Genomic DNA, 20,397 nt, shown 5'->3' on the forward strand with positions numbered 1-20,397 from the left:
ACCACTATGCGGTATCCGGCAAAAACCGGGTGACGTGATAGCCTTCGTCAGGGGAGAGATGAGACGAGGACCGACCGGGCGTGTCGGCTCGACTGGATTACACGTCGCCGGGCTCGCCGTCGAACAGCTCGGCGAAGACCTTCCGCTGGGCCGCCCTGAGGTGTTGGGTGAACGTCGACCGCGAGACGCCGATGGCCTCGGCGACCTCGGCGGCGCTGCGGCGCTTCGGACGCTCGAAGTAGCCCGTTCGGTACGCGACTTCGAGCGACTCGCGCTGTCGGTCTGTGAGTCCGGCCAACACGCTGGCCCCGATATCGGACTCGACGGAGCGGTGGTTCCGCGCGGTCATGACGACGCTGTCGAACCCGGCTGCGAGCGCCTCGACGAACGGGCCGGCCGGTCGCCGCCGGGGGAGGTCGACGACGACCATCGCCTCGCCAGCGGCCACGACGACGCGCTGGAGGACGCCGCCCGCGTCGGCGATGGCCGTCCCGAAAGAGGGCGCGGCCGTGTCGAACTGCGCCCTGACAACTTCGTCCTCGGCCACCACGCCCCCGGGCGTCACGCCGTCGAGACTCGCCAACGCGTCGGTCACCGCGGCCTCGGTCGCCCCGCGAACCGTCACGAAGTAGCGCTCGCTGTCGCCGCGGGGCAACACCGTGTGGACGACGAGTTCCGCGTCCCGACCGAGGGCGTCGCCGACCGCCAGAACCCCCGCACCGCCGTCGCGGACGCTGAGTCGGACGCGGACGACCTCGTCGGCCACGAGCGCCTCCCGGCTCTCGGCGGTGCTGAGGGCGTACCCGAGCGTCTCCGCCAGTTCTTCGAACCGCCGGCGCTCGCGGTCGTCGTCGGCACCGCGGCGGTAGACGCCGAGGACGCCGTAGTCGACGCCGCCGTATCGGAGCGAGACTGCGACCGCAGTTTCGATTCCGGCCGCGGACGCGGCCTCGACCCAGCGCCGGTCGGAATCAGCGTCGGGGCTCCCGGGGTGTGACGCTTCTGCACCGACTGTGCGAACGGTTGTTCCCCCCTCGCGGAAGGCGGTCAGGCTCGGTTCGGTCGAGTCGCGCCGCGCGGCCGCGTCGGCGTCGAGCACGCCGGCGGCCCGGAGGTACGACCCGTCGCCTTCGACCGCGAGCGGGTCGAGTCCGCCGCCCGCGGTCCGCTCGCCAACCCACGCCACGGTGGTGTCGGGGTCGCTCCCGATGTACCGGCAGAACGCCTCCGCGACCTCCACCCGCGAGGACTGTCGGACGAGAATCTCGCGAATCGCCTCCTTCGTGTCGCGCTCGCGTTCGAGTCGGCGCTGGTGGTGGACCTGCGCCGTGATGTCGCGGAGGACGCCGATACTGCCGGGCAGGCCGTCGTCGACGACGTGGTCCACGTCGAGGATGCAGTGGCGAGTCTCGCCGTCGCGGGTGCGGATGCGGATGTCGAGCGACTGCGGGGCCGACAGGTCGAGCGCGTCGCGGACGCGGACCCGGTCGTCCGGGTGGACAACCGTCTCGACGATGTCGTCGGCGAGGAGCGCCGCGCGGTCGTAGCCGGTGAGCGTCGTCGCCGCATCGTTGACGAGGACGACGCCGCCGTCGCGAGCGACGAAGATGGCGTCGCGGACGCTCTCGACGAGCGTCCGGTAGCGCGCTTCGCTCTCCGCGAGCGCGCGCTCCGTCCGGTGCTTGTCGACCGCGGTTCGGACACGCGTGGCGAGCGCTGCGGCGCTGTCGTCGACGCTCGTCTTGACGATGTAGTCGTCCGCGCCGGCCGACAGCGCGCTGCTGGCGAGCCCCTCGTTTCCGGCGCCGGTAAAGAGGAGAAACGGGAGGTCCGGTCGGTCTTCGCGGACCGCCGCCAGCAGTTCGATACCCGTTCGTCCGGGCATGTAGTAGTCGCTGACGACGCACTCCACGTCGTCGGTGAGGCGGTCGAGCGCCCCGTCGACGCTGTTGGCCGCCCGAACGTCGAAGTCGGGGGCCTCCTCGTGGAGTCGCTGTACCACGAGCGTCAGCCAGTCGCGGTTGTCGTCGACGAGGAGGACCGCGACGGGGTCCGCGCTCGTCTCGTCTGTCGTCTCGGTCACGGCGGTTCGGCCGTCCGTGGCACAGCGACTGAGATAAACTGTTCGGGTGACGAACCCGAGGGAATCGGGGAACTGGGAACCCTAGGACGGTTTACGCCGATATCGAGGCGGAATCGGCTTCCGAACAAGTACTTCTAAATACCAGAGCGGGAACAGAACACGCACCGATGGACGCGAGCGGCGGTTGGGGGCGGTGAGAGATGGGGTGGCAATACACCGTCTTCGCGCTGCCGACCCTCTTTGCGATGATTACCTCGGCGCTGCTAGGTGTCTACAGCCTTCGGCACATGCGGCTCCACGGGCGGTCGTCCGACCTCGGCGCGTTCTTCGCCGTGAACGTCGGGCTCGTCCTCTGGACCGGGTTTTCGGCACTCAAACTCCTGCAGACCGACCCGTCGCTGAAGCTGCTTTTCTACCGGTTCCTCTACTTCGGCGTCGCGCCGCTCGGCGCGCTCGCGCTCCTCTTTACGCTCCTTCACACCGACCGGATTCGCCGAGTCACGCCCGGAGTGGTCGCGGCGCTCATGGCCGTTCCGGTGGTCTTTCTGGCGCTCCTGTTCGCGAATCCCCACGACCTCGCCATCGAGGGGACGCGCCTCGTCGAGACGAACGGCGTCGTCGTCATGCGGGTCGACGTCGGCCTCGGCCACGTGGTGTTGCAGTTGCTCTACAACGCGGTGCTCTCCGTGCTGGCCGTCGCGCTCATCCTCTACGAGGCGGTTCGGCTCGGACGGCCGTACATCCCGCAGGCGGTGCTGGTGAGCGTCGGCCTCGCCGCCCCGTTCGTTTTCGTGGCCTGCACCACGTTCGGAATCCCCCCGTTCAGTAGCGACGGCGTGAACCTCGTGCCAACTTCGGCGGCCGTCACGTCGGCCGCTATCGGCGTCGCGCTCTTCCGCTACCGGTTTCTCGACCTGCCGCCCATCGCCTACACGACCGCGATGGAGGAGTCGCCCGACGGGGTGTTCGTCCTCGACGCCGACGAGCGAATCGTCCACGTCAACGACCGCGGCGCGGCGCTCTTGGAGCGCTTCGGCGCGGCCGTCGGCGACCCGCTCACGGGGGTCTCGCCGGACCTCGACCTGACGACCGAGAGCAACGACAGCGTCAGGACCACGCGAGCGGACGGCGAGACGGTGTACCTCAGCGCCCGGTCCCAGCGGCTCGAGCGGGGCGACCAGACCATCGGATGGGTCATCGTCCTCCGCGACGTGACCGAGTTACACCGCCAAAAGCAGACGATTCTCTCCCAGAACGAGAAGCTCACCCTGCTCAACCAGATAATCCGCCACGACATCCGCAACGACATGGCCGTCATCCTCGGCAACGCCCAGTTGGTCGAGGAGTCGGTCGACGACGAGGTGGTTCGCGAGCGCCTCGACGCGATAATCAGGAGCGGCGAGCACGCCACCGAACTCACCGAGAACGTCCGGAACCTCATGGCCACGATGCTCGACGACGAGGAGACGAACCGGCCGACGACGCTCGCCGGGCCGCTGTGGGCCGAGGCGAGCGCAGTTCGCGACGGAACGTCCGAGGCCGCGGTCTCGCTCCCCGGCGAGCCGCCGGACGTGACCGTCGTCGCCGACGACATGCTGGGGACCGTCTTCCGCAACCTCCTCACGAACGCGGTGCGGCACAACGACGCCGATCCGGCCGAAATCGACGTGTCGGTCGAGGTCCGGGACGACGAGGCGCTCGTCCGAATCGCCGACAACGGACCGGGCATCCCCGACGACCGAAAAGAGGAGGTGTTCGGCCGCGGCGAGAAGGGCCTCGAAAGCCCCGGAACCGGTCTCGGGCTCTACCTCGTCGACACCATCGTGAGCGGCTACGGCGGCGACGTGTGGGTCGAGGACAACGACCCCCGCGGCGCGGTTTTCGTCGTCCGCCTGCGGAGGGCCTGAGAGCGGGACGACTGCACAGTCCCAACACTCAAAAGGTCAGCAGAAATATATGAACGGGATGCCCTCCGCCGTTCTCCACACCGACGTCAGCCGGTGGCGACTGGCCGTTTTTGCGGTCGTCGCCGTCGTGCTCGTCGGTCTATTGTCTCTCACCGACGAGTCGGTCAGTCCGGCGCTCGCGGCCATGGGACTGCTCACCCTCGTCTACATGGCCACGGGCGCAATCGATGCCTTCCGCGAGCATCCCGCGTTCCCCCTCGCCTCCGCAGTGTACACGACGCTGCTGTTCGCCGGCGGGTACGCCAGTGGCGCGCTGTCGAATCTCCTGTGGGGCGTCCTCGCCATCCTCTCGGCGGTCGGCGTCGTCGTCGAGGCGTACAACTACCGACACGGAGCGAGCTATCTTCGGCTCGATTTCGAATGACGAGGCTGAGCGAGACGACCGTGTCGGGGACGATAGCCGTCGCGTCGCTCGTCGTGGGACTCGTCGTCGCCTTCGACGACCCGCAGGTCGACCTCGCGGGCGGGGCCGTCTGGACCAGCGCGACCGGCATGGTGCTTCTGCACCTTCGCGGGAAAGTCCGCGACGCTCGGAGCGACGAGTCGCCCGAGCCGGGACCGCTCCTGCGTCTGGCCGAAATCGACTACGACCCGCGGTACGACCGCTATCTCGGGGGTGTCCTGTTCGTCCTCGCTATCGCGGCGTTTGCGGCGTTCGTCGTCGTCGACACGTCTGGCTCGAACGAACTGTTCCTCATCGGCGTCGGGAACTTCTGTCTGATTTCCGCGCTCGGAGCGGTCGCGCTCTCGTATCGATAACACGGACGGACGAGCGAAAACCGACGCAGTCGGCCGTTTTTGAGAACCGGGCCAGAAAGACTACTTAGGTGGCAGGCAATTCTCACGTGTCCGTTCGACGCTGTCTGGTCGGCGGACCGGTGACATAACAGCACAGACAGGCGGCCCATCCCGTGCCAACGGTACTCCGACCCTGCCCCCTCGGACCGCCGCTCGATGGGTCCGCCCCTACATCTCTACCCCCTCTCAGTTCTACTTCCGCGAGTGACCCGTCCGCGACTCAGTCGCGTCCCGGAGCCCCGTGCCCGGCGAGACTGACCACGCGAGACTCGATTTTCCCGTAGACGCGCGCGACCTCGCCGAGGAGCGATTCCGTCGCGAGGACGGCGAAGCCGGTGAAGATGGTCGCGAAGCCGACGACGGTGAGCGTCGAAATCGACTCGCCGAGGAGCACCGTCCCCCCGAGCGTCGCGACGATGGGCACGGCGTAGAAGACGAGGTTGCCGCGAATCGGACCCACGTCGTCGAGGAAGCCGAAGTAGGTGAGGTAGGCCACCGCGCCGGCGAAGACGCCGACGTAGGCGAGCGCGAGGAGGGCCGTCGGCGACCACGTGGCCGCGGCGAACGACTCGCCGGAGGCGACGCTCATGCCGTGGGTGAGCGCCGCGCTGACGGGGAGCGCCCACGCCGTGCGGACGGTGCTCGAAAGCGACGTGTCGGCCCAGCGGATGAGCACGGTCCCGAGCGCTCCGCTGACCGCGCCGAGGAAGACGACGCCCTTCCAGAGCGCCTCGCCGCCGAGCAGGTTCGCGGGGTCGACGCCGACGACGAGGCCGACGCCGAGGAGGCCGATGAGCATCCCGAGCGCGCCCCGCGTGGAGAGTCGCTCGTCGGCGAGAAGCGCCATGGCGAACACGGGCGTCAGAATCGGGTTGAGGCTGAAGATAATCGACCCGACGCCGCTGGAGACGTGCTCTTGTCCCACGAACAGGAGAGCGTTGGCGAGGCCGATGACGAACACGCCGGTGGCGAGGATGCCGACCACGTCGCGGACGGACCGCGGGAGCAGTTCGGCGCGCGGCCGGGTCGCGACGACGTAGCCGACGAGCAATACCGCCGCGATGTCGAATCGGAGGGCGACGAACAGGAGCGGCGGGAGGTAGTCGAGGCCCGCCTTCGCGGCGACGAACGTCCCGCCGAAGAAGAACGCCGTCAACGCGAACAGGACGAACCGCCGGCGCGTCGCCGTCACCATTCGACACCACCGACCGAGAGACCGAACGCAGAGTGAAGTGAACGCATCTTAGAGAGTCATACAACTCCCCCACGTATAGTTTGATTCAGAAATCAATTCATAGCAAGAAAAGTCCGCGGCGGACGAGGATGATTCATTCTGTGAAATTATTTCGCGCCGCGAAAGAAGTATATCCGAGCGCGCACAACCCCGCCGCATGGAGTCGGCATTAGACGAAATAGCGTTTCTCGCGCTCTCGCAGAACCGCGTCGACGCGCTCAGATACCTCGCCGAGCGGCCGCACTCCCGGCGCGAGTTGGTCGAGCGGACCGGGGCGTCGCAGCCGACAATGGGTCGGATTCTCAGCGACTTCGAAGACCGGTCGTGGCTCGTCCGCGAGGACGGCGCGTACCGGGCGACGGTGACCGGTGAACTCGTCTCGCGGGGGTTCGACGACCTCGTCGACATCCTCGACACCGACGCCAAACTCCGGCCGGTCGTCGAGTGGCTCCCGACCGACGCCATCACGTTCGACCTCGAACACCTCACCGAGGCCACGATTACCACGCCGAGTCAGGTCCGGCCGAACGCCCCCGTCAAGCGCGCCGTGTCCCTCCTGAGCGAGGCCGAAGACGTGCGCATCTTCTCCTACGCGTTCAACGAGCAGAACCTCGACATCGTCAGAGAGCGGACCGCCGCCGGCGACCAGCGGTTCGAGGGCGTCTTCTCGGCGGACGCCATCGACGCGCTCGCCCACGACTCCCAACTGCGCGAACAGCTCCGCGACCTCCTCGACGCCGACGCGGCCGCCGTCCGCATCACCGACGAGCCGATTCCGATGGCGGCGACCATCGCCGACGCGACCGTCCACCTGTTCCTCCGCGATGATAACGGCATCCTCCAAGCCTCTATCGACGTGACCGAACCTGAAGTGCTCGCGTGGGCCGACGAACTGTTCGAGCGGTACTGGGAGGCGGCGGAGCCGCTCGACCTCGACCGACTCTAAAAGCGACGCTCGCTGGGGAGCCACCGCGTCGTCGCCCCACCCACCGACCCACAATACCTATCGGCGACCTGCGAGAAGCCGACGTATGCCCTCGCCTTCGTCACCTCCATCTCGTGTTTCCTCCGATTCCGGCTCCTCGTCGCGTCGCGCGTTTCTCGCCGCCGCTGGCACCGCCCTCGCAAGTGGACTCGCCGGCTGTTCGTCGCTCCGACAGTTCCGGTCGCCCGACGGGACGGACTGGTCCGCGTCCGTGCCCGAACCGAGCGTCCTCTCCCCACCGTCGGTCACTGAGGGGGTCGTCGCCGTCATCGGCCATCGGGACGGCGACATCGACGAGGGGCGGGTCGTCGCGTTCGACCGAGAGAGCGGCGAGCGCCTGTGGGACCACGACTTCGGCCGCCCGACGGGGCTCCTCGCCGCTGGCGGGTCGGTGTACGCGGGCGAGAAACTCGGAGCGGGGCGCGGGCGAGTCCGTGCGTTCGACGCCAAAAGCGGGAGCCATCGGTGGTCTCAGACCGTCGGGAACATCGCCTCGGCGATGGCCGCCGCGGGCGACACGCTGTACGCGGCGAACGGGACGCTCGCGGCGCTTGCGACCGACGATGGCGCGGTCCGCTGGGAACAATCGGCGGTCGATGGCGTCGGGTTTACCATCGCCGTCGCCCCGCAGGACCAACTGTTCGCCGACGAGCGAGCGGTCTACTACGGCGACGACGGGGGCGTCTTCGCCATGTCGCCCGAGGACGGGAGCCTCCGGTGGGCGTGGCGACCGGACCGCTGGGACTGGGCCGACGTGGGGCCGATTCCGGCCGGCGATAGCGTCTACGCCGGTGGCGGCGGCGACATCGCCATGCTCGACGCGGCCGACGGGTCGCTCCGGTGGCGCACCTCGTTCGGGGCCGGCGCGCAGGTGGTCGGCGTCCACGAGCGGGGCTCGACGGTTCTGGTCGCTGAGGGGACGGACGAACCGCCGTCGGACACCTTCGGGACGCTGTACGAACTCGCGGTTCGGGACGGCTCGGAGCGGTACGAAGTCCGCTTCGACAGCCCGGTCGAGCGAACCGCCTCGACCGACGAGGCGTTCGTCGTCGGGACCCGCGCGGGCCGGATTCGGTGGTCTCGCGGCGCGTCGTTTTTCCACCCGTTCGAGACGACGCTCTCGACGGACGGCTATCTCCTCGGCGCGGCCGGGACGCAGGCGTTTGCACAGACGGGCGAGGGGACGCTCTGGGCGCTCTCGCCGAGCCAGTAAGTCACGGAAGGCAACGCTGTCGCCGTCAAACACCCGTCGAAACGAGCCCCGCCGAGCGCGCGGTGCGTCGGCGTCCGAAACCACGACCGAACGATGCCCTCGCGCCCCGGCCGTCACTCGAGTTCGTCGAACGAGTCGAACTCGTCCCAGCAGGAACACGGCAGGTCGTCCAGAGAGGTGACTTCGTCCGGGAGGCTGGTGATGGGAATCCCGGAGCCGGCCTCGTCGCAGTCGCGCAGGTGAACGCTGAAGTCGTCGCTGGACATCGTGTACATGGTCAGCACGCTCAGTTCGCCGGCTTGGTTGAAACAATTTGTGAGTGCGACAAGCGAGCGAGAGGAGGCCTGTCGATGGCGCGGTATCGGCCGCTGAGACGGGACCGACGGCGACCAGTGTTAGAGAACCCGAAAGACGCGAACCGTGTCGCGCTTGCCCGGTTCGCAGAGGAGTTGCGCGAGGCCGAGGTCGGAGAACTCGTCCTTCCAGTTGCGGTGATACAGCGGGAAGTCGTCGTTGACGTAGCTCACCTCTGAGCCGGAGCGTCCGCGGGTCGGTCCGTTACCCTCGTTCTCGGCGGTTATCACGAGGTCCGACGAGACGCGGGCGATTTCCTCGAACACCCACGTGTCGTCGGGGTGGACGTGCTGGAGCGTCTCGACGGAGTAGATAACGTCGAATTTGTCGTCGGGGAAGTCGGGAAGCAGGTCCTCGATTGCGCCGGTGAGGAACGTGCCGGTGTCGACGAGTTCGGGGAAGTACTCGGCCATCACCTCGAAGGAGTCGTCGTTGATGTCGATGCCGGTGAGGTCCTCGTAGCCGCGGTCGCGCAGGTGTGCGAGGTGGCGACCGGAACTACAGCCGAGTTCGAGAACCGACGCGTCTTCCGCCGCGTAGTGCTCGAACACGGTCGCGAGCGTCTCGCTGACCTCGTTCGGGCCGATTTGGGCGTAGTACTCCGGCGAGAAGTCGCCGGAGCGCTCGGCCCACCCGCGGTGGTTGTCGTCTGCGTCCATACCCCGAGTAGCGAACGGGCGGATAAATGTTCCGCGGAGTGCGCGCCGCCGGTACGACGTGCGGGGGAAGTTCCGAAAATCGGGTGACTCCGACTGGGGTGGGTGCGCTGGAGGGCGCGGTGAAGGCGTGCTGGAGGGCACGGGCGAAGGGCTGCGTCAGGGGGACCGAATTTGGAGGGGTGCGTCAGGGGGATTCGGATGTCCCGCGGGGGGACCGGGTCCGAGTGTGCCGTGGAGGGCTGGAGAGGGTGAGCGCCGGTGCGGGCACGAGCAGTCGGGTGTACCAGTCGAGCGTGCCGTGCCTCGGTCGCGGCGCGGGCGTCAGCGGGTCATCGGGTCGACCGCGGCCGTCACGCCGAGTCGTCGGTCGTCGTTTCGTTTTCGGTCGTCGTTTCGTTTTCGGTCGTCTCGTTCGTCGATGTCTCGTTCGCCGTGGTCTCGTTTTCGGCCGTCTCGTTCGCCGTCGTCGAGTTGTCGAGCGACGAGTCGGTCGTCTCCATCGTCGTCGTCTCGGTGGTTTCCATCGTCGTTTCTTCCGTCGTGGTCTCGTCTTCGGTTGTCGCTTCGACACCACCAGTCTCTGCGGTCGTCTCGGTGCCGCCGACCGCGGGTTCGGCGTCCGTGCCGTTCGTCCCGTTCACCGGGCCGCCGCTCCCGCCCGTGTCCGTACAGCCGGCGAGGGCGACGGTCGCCGCGGCGACTCCGGCACCGAACTGCCGTCGAGTGAGGGTTTCGCGCATCGCAGTCAGCAGTATCGCTCGGCGGATGATAATGGGGAAGAGTCGTCCCGACCGTTCTCTCCCGAGCAACCGTTTCGCCTGACCGTTTCGACCGTTTCAGTCGGATTAACGGAACGTTTTCCGGCGCGGCGAGCGCCGACGAAAGCGGTTCTGTACGTCGGTTACCTCACGTCAGAGGGGCGACCGGGCGAGAGACGACAGGGGGCGAGCGCGAGCGGCGACAAGCGGCGACCGAGGCCCGTCGAGAGGCGAGAGACGCGCCCGTGAATCTCAGCGACGACGGCCGAGACCGACGCCGCGTCCGCACCGCGACGACCGGCACATAATTCACGATTTGGAAACATTCTTGGCAAATTGACTTTCAAAAGAGTTGCAAAAATACCCAATGAACAGATAAACAAAACATTATACACTAGCAGAGTCGACAGATAAGGAGCGAACACATGCCAGTCAAACGCGTCTCGCGGGTCGGGTGGGCGCTCGTCGTGACGTTGCTCGTCGTCGCGGCAGGCCTCTCACCGGTCGCCGTCGTCGCGGCGGACGGCGTCGAGGTGGGTGCGGTCGACCACGCCGGCGCGGGCGTCGTCGCGACCGAGAACGGCCGGACGTACGTCGCCTCGTGGCAGCCGTCGACGGTTTCGGTGGCCGTCGCATCCGACAGCGACGACTACGAGGTCTGCCTACAGACCGACCTCGACGACGGCTCGACGATGCTGTTGGCGTGCGAACCGCTCGGGAGCGCGGGGGCGAACGCGAGCGACGAGCGGCGCGTCGAGTTCGCCTTCACGACGTGGCCGGTGAACGCGACCGGCGACCGAACTCTGACCGCCGTCGTCAGACCCGGCGGGGGCGGCGAGCCGGTCGCGCAGGCGAGCCACGGCGTCACGGTGCTCGCGCCGGCCGGGGACGCCGACGGCGACGGCCTCGGCAACCGGGACGAACTCGACCGCGGTACGGACGTGCTCGTCGCCGACACCGATACCGACGGCGTGCCCGACGGCGAGGAGGTGAACCGCTACGAGACCGACCCGACGAACACGGACACCGACGGCGACGAACTCAGCGACGGCGTCGAGGTCAACGAGCAGGGGAGCAACCCGACCGAAACCGACACCGACAGCGACGGTCTCGACGACGGCGCGGAAGTGACGACCCACGGCACGGACCCGACGACCGCCGACACCGACGGCGACGGCCTCGACGACGGCGCGGAAGTCAACGATTACGAGACGAATCCGACCGAGGCCGACACAGACGGCGACGGCCTCGAAGACGGCCCCGAGGTCAACGTCCACGAGACGGACCCGACCGCCGCCGACACCGACGGCGACGGCCTCGAAGACGGCCCCGAAGTCAACCGATACGAGACGAACCCGACCGCCGCCGACACCGACGGCGACGGTCTCGACGACGGCCGCGAGGTCAACGTCCTCGGGACCGACCCGAACCGCGGCGACACCGACGGCGACGGGCGCGGAGACGGCGCGGAGGTCGAAGCGGGGTCGGACCCGAACGCCGCGCCGGGGTCGGTCGTCGGGTCGCTGGGGCTCGGTGGCGACGGCTGGCTACTCGTCCTCGCGGTCGCGGCCGTCGCGGTCGTCCTGGTCGCCGTCGGCGCGCGAGTCCGCGGAAGCGAGGTGCGGGCGCTGCTGTCGGACGTTCGCTCTCGCGCGACCGACCGCACCGCCGGCCGGCGCGACGGGGCGGCGGCGGACACAGTCCAAACGGGCGGGAGCGACGGCCCGGTTCGCCCGGAGCCGACCGCCGACGCCTATCCCGGCCCGGAGGAACTCCTCGACGACGAGACGCGCATTCTCAAACTCCTCGACGACAACGGCGGTCAACTCCGGCAGTCGAAGGTCGTCGAGGGAACGGGCTGGTCGAAGTCGAAAGTGAGCCGCGTCCTCTCGCGGATGGCCGACGAGGGCAGCGTCGCCAAGATAAACCTCGGCCGAGAGAACCTCATCGCCCGCCCCGAGAACGTGCCCGAACACGCCCGGTCGCCGTTCGACGAGTCCTGAGCGGGGCGAGCGACCGAAGTTCGGGCCCCGAGCCCGTGGTCCCGGGCGGCGAGCCGAAGTTGGAACATACCAACCAAGGCTATAGGTCTTCGGCGACTACCTCGAATCCATGCGCGAATTCGTCTTCACCGTCGAGTACGAGCGGGGTGCCGACGAGGTGATGGACCTCTTCATCGAGAACCCGGACTTACACTCCAAGACCATGGCGATACACGCCACGAGCGAGTCGATGTGGCGACTCGACCGCCTCACCGGGCCGACGGAGGCGCTCGAAGCGTTCGACGAGGTTATCGAACAGGCCACCCGGTGCAACGGCGTCCTCGGGATGTGCGGCGCGCCGGTCGTCGAGTGGGACTACGAGGTGCTCTCGGAGACGCCCAACGGGCGCATCGTCTACTCCTGCCGCGAGGAGGGCGACGGGATTCAGTCGATTCCGCACGTCGCCGCGAAGCACATCGGCGACGGTCTCCTGATGCAGGCCGAGCGCCGAGGGGCCCAAAACCAGTGGCGACTGCTCATCTCCGACGACGACACGGTGAGCGAGATTTACGAGGAGGTCAAAGACAGCCTCAGCGACGGCCTCTCGCTGAGCGTCCAGCGCATCAGCGAACCCGAATGCTGGCTCGAAGAGGGCGTCTCCGCCGACGGCCTCCCGCCGGAACAGCAGGCGGCGCTCGAAGCCGCCGTCGAGTTCGGCTACTACGAGACGCCGCGCCAGCACACCGTCCAAGAGATTTCCGAGGAACTCGACATCCCGAACTCGACGCTCCAGTACCGTCTGACACGCGCCGAGGCGTGGCTGGCCCGGCAGTTCGTCACCGGCACGCTCGGCACCGAGGTCGAAGAGCGCGTCGACCCGGAAAAGCTCGAAGCGAGCGCGTGACCGACGACTCGGGTCGAACGTCCCGCGGGACACGCCCACAGGAGAGTTGGAATATTCCAACCACACCCTGATACGCCGCGGACGCGTACCCGAATACGTGGGAAAGGACACTTTCAGCGACATCACCGGCCTGCCGGACGACCTCGGAATCGGCGACGACCTCGCGCGGGCGGACCAGCGCGCGTCGATTCGCGTCGACACCCGACGGTACGGTAAGCCCGTGACGGTGGTCGACGGCCTCGACCTCCCGACCGACGAACTGGACGCCCTCGCGTCGACCCTGAAGCGACGGCTCGCGGTCGGCGGGACCGTGACCGACGACGGGCGCATCGAGCTACAGGGCGAACACGGCGAGCGCCTCGAAGCCGCGCTCCGCAACGAAGGCTTCGGCGTCGAGACCTGATTCCGGGCGCCGCCCGTCGAAGTCGCCACCATCTTACCTGACCTTACTGCACCTCGCCCCACGCCACCCCGACCGCGTTTTTCCCGGGAAGCGACCGAGTGCGAACCCAGCAGGAAGACTGGTTCGGCAACAGACATGTAAACCAAGGAACTTATGTGGAGCTGGCTAGTTCGACTAGCCAATGATGGCAGCAAGACAACATTATCACGTGAGGAGAAACGGATGAGTCCGCGGGAACCGAACGACGGCGTCGGCTCGGTTCTCTCGTGGCTCTTCGTCGCGGTCATCGTGCTCTCGACGGTCGCCGTTCCGCTGGCGACGGGGCCGGCGAAAGCGGCCGAGGCGCACATCGGAATCTCCGACGTGACAGTCGCGCCGGCGGAGCCGACGCCCGGCGAACAGACCGACCTCGAAGTGACGATTCGGAACGGCGAGAACAGCCCGAGCGTCGTCGACGTCACCGACGTCTACGTCCGCCGACAGGGAAGCCCCACCGACATCGCGCGCATCGAAGACGTGGGAACGATAACCATCGGGTCGAGCATCACCATCCCGGTCGCCGTCTCGTTCGACGAGCCCGGGTCGAAAAACCTCCGCGTCGTACTGGTCGGCAGACAGAACGACGGCTCGCACGTCCGGGTTCGGTACCCGGTGACCGTCGACGTGAAGGAGGTCTCCCGCCCGCAGATAGAGCTCTCGACCGAGGAGGCCGTGCCCGGTGCCACTCGGTCCGTGAACGTCACCGTCTCGAACGGACTCACCGAGGACATTCGACAACTGCGGGTCGTCTCCTCCTCGTCGGAGGTGAACTTCAGCGTCACCGAGCGCGTGAAGCCGCGGCTGGAGGCGGGCAACGCCACGACGTTCACCTTCCCCGCGCGGGTCGACGAGGCCGGGTCGTACCCGGTGAACGTGACGCTCCAGTACTCGAACCGCGGCGAGAAACACGAACTCACCCGCACGTACCGCCCCGCGTTTAGCTCTCCGACGAACCCCGGACAGGTCATCCTGACCGACGTGCAGGCGACGCAGGCCGGGAGCGCGCTCGAAATCTCGGCGACCGCCGGGAACGTCGGCTCCGACGCCGTCGAGGGAGTCGTCGTCTCCGTCGCGGACTCGTCGAGCGTCGAGCGAAGCAACTACTTCATCGGGAGCATCGACGGGAGCGACTTCTCGTCGTTCACCCTCCGAACCGCCGCACAGGGCAACGTCTCTTCGGTTCCCGTCGAGGTTCGGTACAGCGTCGGCGGCGTCGAGAAGTCGGTCACCACGTCGGTCAGCGTCGACCGTCAGACGATGCGTCGCCCCGTGCCGGACTCGGGGGCGGGCGGGCTCCCGCTCCTCCCGGTCGGCGGTGCCGCCGCGGTCCTCCTCGTGGGTGCGGTCGTCTATCGCTGGCGGAGCTGACGACAGATGACATGGGAAACCTCCGACTCCGAGGGGGCGAAGCCGACGGAGACCGCCCGCGGGGACCGACCGGGTGACGCCGCGGGCGGCGGCGACCTGATACTCCGCGGCGAAGACGTCACGAAGGAGTACCAGACGGGGACCCAGACCGTCCGGGCGCTGAAAGGCATCGATTTCGGCATCGCGCCGTCCGACTTCGTCGCCATCGTCGGCCCCTCGGGGAGCGGGAAGTCCACGCTCCTCAACCTGCTGGGCCTACTCGACGTGCCGACCGACGGCGCGGTCAGTCTTCGGGGACAGGACGTGTCGACGTTCTCCGACGCGGACCGAACCCGAAAGCGGAAGCGCGCAATCGGCTTCGTGTTCCAGAGTTTCTACCTGATTCCGACGCTGACGGCGCTGGAGAACGTCGAGATGCCGCGGATGCTCGACAAGACACCGGTGAAGACGCGCGAGCGAGCGAAAACACTGCTTCAGCGGGTCGGCCTCGGCGACCGGCTCGACCACTACCCCGACGAGCTGTCGGGGGGACAGAAACAGCGCGTCGCCATCGCGCGGTCGCTCATCAACGACCCCGCGCTCCTGTTGGCCGACGAGCCGACCGGGAACCTCGACCGCGATACCGGCGACGAAATCCTCGCCCTGTTCGACGAACTCCGAGCCGAGGAGGACGTGGCCATCGTCACGGTCACCCACGACGCCTACGTCGCCGAGGAGGCCGACCGCGTGGTGAACCTCGTCGACGGCGCCATCGAGGACACGGGCGAGACGGCTGCTGACGGGGGGCACGGAGCGTGAGCGTCTCGAAGCGGCGGCCGCGCGCCGTTCTTGTTCGAGGTGCGTCCCCGTGAGTTGGCTCCGCCGGGTGACCGCCCGGTTCCCGACGGTCGTGTTGGCCCGCCGAAACCTGTCGCGCGCCACCGCGCGGACCACGCTGGCCGTCGTCGCCATCGTCATCGGCGTCGTCGCCATCGGGACCATCGGCGCGGGCGGCGAGGCGTTCAAACAGGACCAGATGGAGGCGTACGAGGGGTTCGGCGGGACCGCCACCGTCAGCCCCGTCTACTACCAGAACGACGACGGGGACATCGTCGGCGGCATCTCGGACAAGGACGTCAGTCGAATGCGACAGGTGACCTCGGGCGCGACGGTACACCCCGTCATCGAGCGCTGGGACACCGTCGTCCGCACGTCGTCGGGAGAGACCTCCCCCTCGGCGCAGGTGAAGGGACTGGCGGCCCTCGGGACGTTCTACGAGGCGCAATCGGGGTCGATACCCGATAGCTGGCGACAGCAGGTCGTCGTCGGCTCCCGGTTCGCCGACAACAACGACGTGGAGACGGGCGACCAGCTGACGGTGACGATAAACGGGAGCTTCGAGCGGACGTTCCGCGTCGCTGCGGTGCTCGAACCGCAGGGGTTCGCCGACCAGCTACAGGCCGACCGCTCGGTGTTCCTCCCGTTCGACCGCCTCAGCCAGCTCGAAGACTCCGATTCGAAGTACGGCTCGGTCATCGTCAGGGTCGACCCGCAGACGGGGTCGATAGACGAGGCGGCCGAGAGCCTCGAAACGGAGTTCAACACCCGAAGGCGAACCATCGCCGTCTCGGGGGTCCAAGAACAGCGGGAGCGCTTCAGTCAGACGTTCGAGATGATAAACCAGTTCCTCATCGGCGTCGGCTCGATTTCGCTCCTCGTCGCCGCGGTCACCATCGCGAACACGATGTTGATGACGGCGATAGAGCGCGAGCGCGAAATCGGCGTCATGCGGGCGGTCGGCTATCCCAAGCGGGCGGTCGTGAGCCTGCTTCTCGCCGAGGCGACCATCCTCGGGCTCGTCGGTGCCGCAATCGGCGTCCCGCTCGCGCTCGGCATCGGAATGGGGCTCAACCAGTTCCTCGTCGGCGACCCGCTGGCGTTCACGGCCGCGGGGCTTCGATACGTCGGTCTCGGGGCGCTGTTCGGCGTTCTCACGTCGCTGTTCGCCGGCGTGTACCCCGCGTGGAAGTCCGCGAACAAGCGGCCCGTGGAGGCGTTAGAATGACGCGAACGAGGGGCGAGAGACGATGAGCCTGCGCCACCGAATCGCCGGGCGGTTCCCGCGGCTCGTCATCGCCCGGCGGAACATCTCGCGGGCGAAGGTCCGGTCGATACTCGCGGCGGCCTCGATACTCATCGGCGTCGTCGCAATCGGCGCAATCGGCGCGGGCGGCGCGGCGTTCAAGCAGAGCCAACTGCAGAGCATCCAAGCCCAGGGCGCGACGAACGTCTACGTCTCGCCGGGGGCCGACATGGAGGCGTCGCACTTCGACAGAGAGGACGTCAAAGCGATAGACGAGACGGTCGGGGCGGCCGCGGTCGTGGCGACGCAGACCGGGAATATGGAGCTGATAACGGACGACGGCACCCGCGAGGGGGTGACTGTCACTTACGTCGACGACCCCCGGAAGACACACGAGATAGCGCGGGGAGAGATTCCCCTGAACTGGCGGCAGAGCGTCGTCGTCTCCCACGAGTTCGCGGCCGACCGTGGCGTCGAACTCGGTGAGCGCCTCACGTTCGTCTCCGAGACGGAGACGGCCACCGGGACGATCGAGACCGAACACACCTACCGCGTCGTCGCCGTGCTGGCCGAGACCCAGTCGTTCGGCGGGAGTCGGCTGTACCTCCCCATCGAGGAGACTGGGGACCGACAGTACAGTCGCGTGCAGGTGATGACAGAGTCGACTGACAGGGCCGAAGCCGTCGCCGAGGCGCTCCGAGACCGCTTCAACGACCGGAAAGACAGGCTGTTGGTGTTCGAACTCACCTCGCTCGTCCGCCTGCTCAAGACGCTCGTGAACGGAATCAACGCGTTCCTCGCGGGCCTCGGCTCCATCTCGCTTCTCGTCGCCGGCGTCTCGATTGCGAACACGATGCTGATGGCCGTCATCAAGCGCCGCGAGGAGATCGGCGTCCTGCGGGCGGTCGGCTACGGGAAAGGCGATATCGTCCGGATTCTCCTCGTCGAGGCGGTGCTCCTGGGCGCGCTCGGATCGGCGATGGGGCTCGCTATCGCCGTTGTCGTGGCGATGGTGGCGAACGCGCTGTTCCTCGGCGACCCCTTCGCCTTCACGCAGTCGGCGCTCCTGTACTTGGCCGGGGCGGTCGGGTTCGGTATCCTGACCAGCCTGCTCGCCGGCGCGTACCCCGCGTGGCGGGCGGCGAACGAGCGGCCTATCGACGCGCTCCGAGGCTGAGTGGTCGGAATCGCTCTCCGGCCGTCACCCCTCGAATCGAAGGTATTTGGCATATTCCAACCGAGGGCCCATTACCCTCGATAGAGAATAAACCGATACTCAATGGATACGAAACACGTCGACTGGCGTTCGATGCGGGACGAGTCGGCACCGACGGCGGAGCCAGAGGCCCGACGGTCCGGCGACGAGCGCGACGAAGACGAGGCCGAGTCGTCCGAGGCGGCGGTCGCAGACCGGACCGACCTCGTCTACGACGAGCAACACGGCGAGTGGGTCGACCCCGAGACGGGCGAAATCCTCCGCGAGGACGAAATCGACCGCGGCCCCGAGTGGCGCGCGTTCGACGCCGCGGAGCGCGATCAGAAGTCCCGCGTCGGGTCGCCGACAACGAACATGATGCACGACAAGGGGCTGTCGACCAACATCGGCTGGCAGAACAAAGACGCCTACGGCAACTCCCTGTCGTCGGGACAGCGTCAGAAGATGCAGCGGCTCCGCACGTGGAACGAGCGGTTCCGCACCCGCGACTCCAAGGAGCGCAACCTCAAGCAGGCGCTCGGCGAGGTCGAGCGGATGGGCTCGGCGCTCGGGCTTCCGGACACCGTCCGCGAGACCGCCTCGGTCATCTACCGCCGCGCCCTCGACGACGACCTGCTCCCCGGCCGCTCCATCGAAGGCGTCGCCACGGCCGCCATCTACGCCGCGGCCCGACAGGCCGGCGTCCCGCGCTCGCTCGACGAGGTCCGACGCGTCTCCCGCGTCGACAAGATGGAACTCACCCGGACGTACCGCTACGTCTCCCGCGAGCTGGGCTTGGACATGAAGCCGGCCGACCCGGCGCAGTACCTCCCGCGGTTCGTCTCCGAACTCGACGTGACGGACGACGTGGAGCGCCGCGCTCGGTCGCTCCTCGACAACGCGAAGCGACAGGGTATCCACAGCGGCAAGAGCCCCGTCGGCCTCGCGGCGGCGGCCATCTACGCCGGCGGGCTGCTCGCCGACGAGGAACTGACGCAGTCCGAGGTGAGCGAGGTGACCGACATCAGCGAAGTGACAATCAGGAACCGCTACCGCGAACTCCTCGAAGCGACCCAGAAGTCGGGCGAGATGACCGTGGGTTCGACCGCGTAACGCGGGATTTCGGGCGCTAAAAGCCGCTTTTCTCTTCGATTCGGTCCGTTTCGTTTTCAGCCGGGCGTTCAAACCGTTCGGGCTCGGCCGCGAGGACGCAGTAACGTTCTCGGACCCGTCAGCGATTGCACGTGCACGACGAGCGAGTCGCACCGCCGCGTCCCGGCAGAGCGCCGCGGGCGCGGGCGGCGAACGCGCTCGCAGTCCCGCGGACTGCCCGCCGGAGGCTCGATTCGGGGCGTCGCTCCCGGAAGTCGAAGTAGAGCGCCGTCGGCAGGAGAAGCGAGGCGTACACGCCGCTGACGGCGACGGCAATCTGTAGCGGATGGTCGGCGGGAACGACCGCCCAGCCGACCGCGATAAGCGCCCACAGCGCGATGCCCTGTCGGACGGTCGGGCGCCATTGGTTCGCGGGCGTCGACTGCGCCCGCGCGCCTGGGCCGCCGTCAGCGTCGGCGGCGGCGTCGACGTCGACGCTCGATTCGAACGCCGGGCGGTCGGCTCGGGGGGACTCGGTTCGTGTGTCGTCGCGTGGAGAAGAGGCGTGACGGAGCGTTCGTTCGGACATGCGGTGGTACCGACGGCTACGGCTCGGAACCTAATGGGGCCCCGGTTGGAATATGCCAACACCGCGGGGCGAAAGCCGCGGTCGGTCTCGACGGGTCAGTTGGCGCCCGCGCCGTCGACCGGTTCCGCGAACGCGACGGTCTGTTTCACGTCGGTGATTTCGACCTCGACGCGGTCGCCGGGCTCCGTGCCGGGGACGATGATGACGAAGCCGCGTTCGACCTTCGCGATGCCGTCGCCCTGGTCGCCGAGCGTGTCGATGATGACGGCTCGGACGTCGCCCTCCGCGACGGGCGGTTTTCGCGGCTGTGAACGCGCCTCGCGGGAATCCGACGCCGAGGCCTCCGGTTCCCGCTCGCCGTCCGAACTGATGCCGCGGCCGTCGGTCGTCTTCGCTGCCGTCGGTTCGGCCGAAGCCTCGGTCGTCGACGCGGTGCCCGGACTCGTCAACAGCGCGACGCGGTACAGTTCCTCCGTCGAAATCGACCCGCTTTCGACGAGTTCGCTCGGAATCGACACCACGTAACGGTCGCCGTCTCGCTCGACCGAAGTCTCGAAAAGGAGCCGAAGAGAATCTGAGATATCAGTCACTTCCCCCTACTTCGCGTCAAACCAAATAAAAGGTGGTGAAAATACCACACTCGTCTCGGGCGACAGAGACCAGTGGAACCCACCGAGACCCGACTTGTGACGGACCTCGGGCGCGCCCGAAG

General features: G+C 67.8%; 20 protein-coding genes. 13 read left to right on the forward strand and 7 right to left on the reverse strand.

Going from position 1 to position 20,397, the window contains the following annotated elements; genetic code table 11:
* Positions 1–97: 97 nt before the first annotated feature.
* Positions 98–2,083 (reverse strand): helix-turn-helix domain-containing protein, encoded by a 1,986-nt coding sequence (locus tag C5C07_RS16255; protein ID WP_115805565.1) that lies wholly within the window; start codon positions 2,081–2,083, stop codon positions 98–100.
* Positions 2,084–2,283: 200 nt separating this feature from the next.
* On the opposite strand from C5C07_RS16255, the gene C5C07_RS16260 reads away from it, so the two are divergent.
* The 3 genes from C5C07_RS16260 to C5C07_RS16270 are packed head-to-tail and all read left to right on the forward strand — an operon-like array spanning position 2,284 to position 4,809.
* Entirely contained in the window at positions 2,284–3,990 is a 1,707-nt protein-coding gene (locus C5C07_RS16260; protein WP_115805566.1) for a histidine kinase N-terminal 7TM domain-containing protein, read from the forward strand.
* Between the two features lie 58 nt (positions 3,991–4,048).
* Entirely contained in the window at positions 4,049–4,414 is a 366-nt protein-coding gene (locus tag C5C07_RS16265) for a phosphatidate cytidylyltransferase (protein WP_199522752.1), read from the forward strand.
* Positions 4,411–4,809 carry a hypothetical protein gene (locus C5C07_RS16270; protein WP_115805567.1) on the forward strand — a complete coding sequence of 133 codons (399 nt, stop codon included), beginning with the start codon at positions 4,411–4,413 and terminating at the stop codon, positions 4,807–4,809. Before C5C07_RS16265 ends, C5C07_RS16270 begins: the two co-directional genes overlap by 4 nt.
* Positions 4,810–5,068: 259 nt before the next feature.
* Here the strand turns inward: C5C07_RS16270 and C5C07_RS16275 are convergent, their stop codons facing one another.
* Positions 5,069–6,043: a DMT family transporter gene (locus C5C07_RS16275; RefSeq protein ID WP_008097238.1), complete on the reverse strand. Its 975-nt coding sequence runs from the start codon at positions 6,041–6,043 to the stop codon at positions 5,069–5,071.
* Positions 6,044–6,239: 196 nt separating this feature from the next.
* Here C5C07_RS16275 and C5C07_RS16280 point away from each other — a divergent pair, with 196 nt between their 5' ends.
* Complete coding sequence (locus C5C07_RS16280) at positions 6,240–7,028, forward strand: winged helix-turn-helix domain-containing protein (protein ID WP_115805568.1); 789 nt, start codon at positions 6,240–6,242, stop codon at positions 7,026–7,028.
* Positions 7,029–7,278: 250 nt separating this feature from the next.
* Positions 7,279–8,280 (forward strand): PQQ-binding-like beta-propeller repeat protein, encoded by a 1,002-nt coding sequence (locus tag C5C07_RS16285; protein ID WP_115805569.1) that lies wholly within the window; start codon positions 7,279–7,281, stop codon positions 8,278–8,280.
* A gap of 113 nt (positions 8,281–8,393) precedes the next feature.
* Here the strand turns inward: C5C07_RS16285 and C5C07_RS21785 are convergent, their stop codons facing one another.
* The 3 genes from C5C07_RS21785 to C5C07_RS16295 form a co-directional block, all read right to left on the reverse strand.
* On the reverse strand, positions 8,394–8,555 hold the full coding sequence (locus tag C5C07_RS21785; RefSeq protein WP_004971617.1) for a hypothetical protein: 162 nt from the start codon (positions 8,553–8,555) through the stop codon (positions 8,394–8,396).
* Positions 8,556–8,675: 120 nt separating this feature from the next.
* Positions 8,676–9,293 (reverse strand): class I SAM-dependent methyltransferase, encoded by a 618-nt coding sequence (locus tag C5C07_RS16290; RefSeq protein WP_004971616.1) that lies wholly within the window; start codon positions 9,291–9,293, stop codon positions 8,676–8,678.
* 350 nt (positions 9,294–9,643) lie between these two features.
* Positions 9,644–10,033, reverse strand: a complete 390-nt coding sequence (locus C5C07_RS16295; RefSeq protein WP_008097233.1) for a hypothetical protein — start codon at positions 10,031–10,033, stop codon at positions 9,644–9,646.
* A 443-nt stretch (positions 10,034–10,476) separates the two neighbouring features.
* Here C5C07_RS16295 and C5C07_RS16300 point away from each other — a divergent pair, with 443 nt between their 5' ends.
* The 8 genes from C5C07_RS16300 to C5C07_RS16335 all read left to right on the forward strand — a co-directional run bounded on the left by C5C07_RS16300 (position 10,477) and on the right by C5C07_RS16335 (position 19,117).
* Entirely contained in the window at positions 10,477–12,054 is a 1,578-nt protein-coding gene (locus C5C07_RS16300) for a helix-turn-helix domain-containing protein (RefSeq protein WP_115805570.1), read from the forward strand.
* Between the two features lie 109 nt (positions 12,055–12,163).
* On the forward strand, positions 12,164–12,937 hold the full coding sequence (locus tag C5C07_RS16305) for a helix-turn-helix domain-containing protein (RefSeq protein ID WP_004971611.1): 774 nt from the start codon (positions 12,164–12,166) through the stop codon (positions 12,935–12,937).
* A 97-nt stretch (positions 12,938–13,034) separates the two neighbouring features.
* Entirely contained in the window at positions 13,035–13,340 is a 306-nt protein-coding gene (locus C5C07_RS16310) for a translation initiation factor (RefSeq protein WP_008097228.1), read from the forward strand.
* Between the two features lie 222 nt (positions 13,341–13,562).
* A complete protein-coding gene (locus C5C07_RS16315) occupies positions 13,563–14,747 on the forward strand; it encodes a hypothetical protein (RefSeq protein WP_115805571.1) in 1,185 nt (394 codons plus the stop codon).
* Positions 14,748–14,753: 6 nt separating this feature from the next.
* Positions 14,754–15,545, forward strand: coding sequence for an ABC transporter ATP-binding protein (locus C5C07_RS16320; protein ID WP_199522753.1), 792 nt, complete (start codon positions 14,754–14,756; stop codon positions 15,543–15,545).
* Between the two features lie 49 nt (positions 15,546–15,594).
* Positions 15,595–16,791: an ABC transporter permease gene (locus tag C5C07_RS16325; protein WP_049968792.1), complete on the forward strand. Its 1,197-nt coding sequence runs from the start codon at positions 15,595–15,597 to the stop codon at positions 16,789–16,791.
* A 22-nt stretch (positions 16,792–16,813) separates the two neighbouring features.
* Entirely contained in the window at positions 16,814–17,986 is a 1,173-nt protein-coding gene (locus C5C07_RS16330; protein ID WP_049968791.1) for an ABC transporter permease, read from the forward strand.
* A 102-nt stretch (positions 17,987–18,088) separates the two neighbouring features.
* Positions 18,089–19,117, forward strand: coding sequence for a transcription initiation factor IIB family protein (locus tag C5C07_RS16335; protein WP_008097219.1), 1,029 nt, complete (start codon positions 18,089–18,091; stop codon positions 19,115–19,117).
* Between the two features lie 118 nt (positions 19,118–19,235).
* On the opposite strand, the gene C5C07_RS16340 is transcribed toward C5C07_RS16335, so the two are convergent.
* Positions 19,236–19,685: a hypothetical protein gene (locus C5C07_RS16340; RefSeq protein WP_008097218.1), complete on the reverse strand. Its 450-nt coding sequence runs from the start codon at positions 19,683–19,685 to the stop codon at positions 19,236–19,238.
* A 95-nt stretch (positions 19,686–19,780) separates the two neighbouring features.
* Positions 19,781–20,275 (reverse strand): TRAM domain-containing protein, encoded by a 495-nt coding sequence (locus tag C5C07_RS16345; protein ID WP_115805572.1) that lies wholly within the window; start codon positions 20,273–20,275, stop codon positions 19,781–19,783.
* Positions 20,276–20,397: the final 122 nt, after the last annotated feature.

It is taken from the genome of Haloferax sp. Atlit-4N, from assembly GCF_003383025.1.
In the GTDB taxonomy this organism is placed as follows: Archaea; Halobacteriota; Halobacteria; order Halobacteriales; family Haloferacaceae; genus Haloferax; species Haloferax gibbonsii.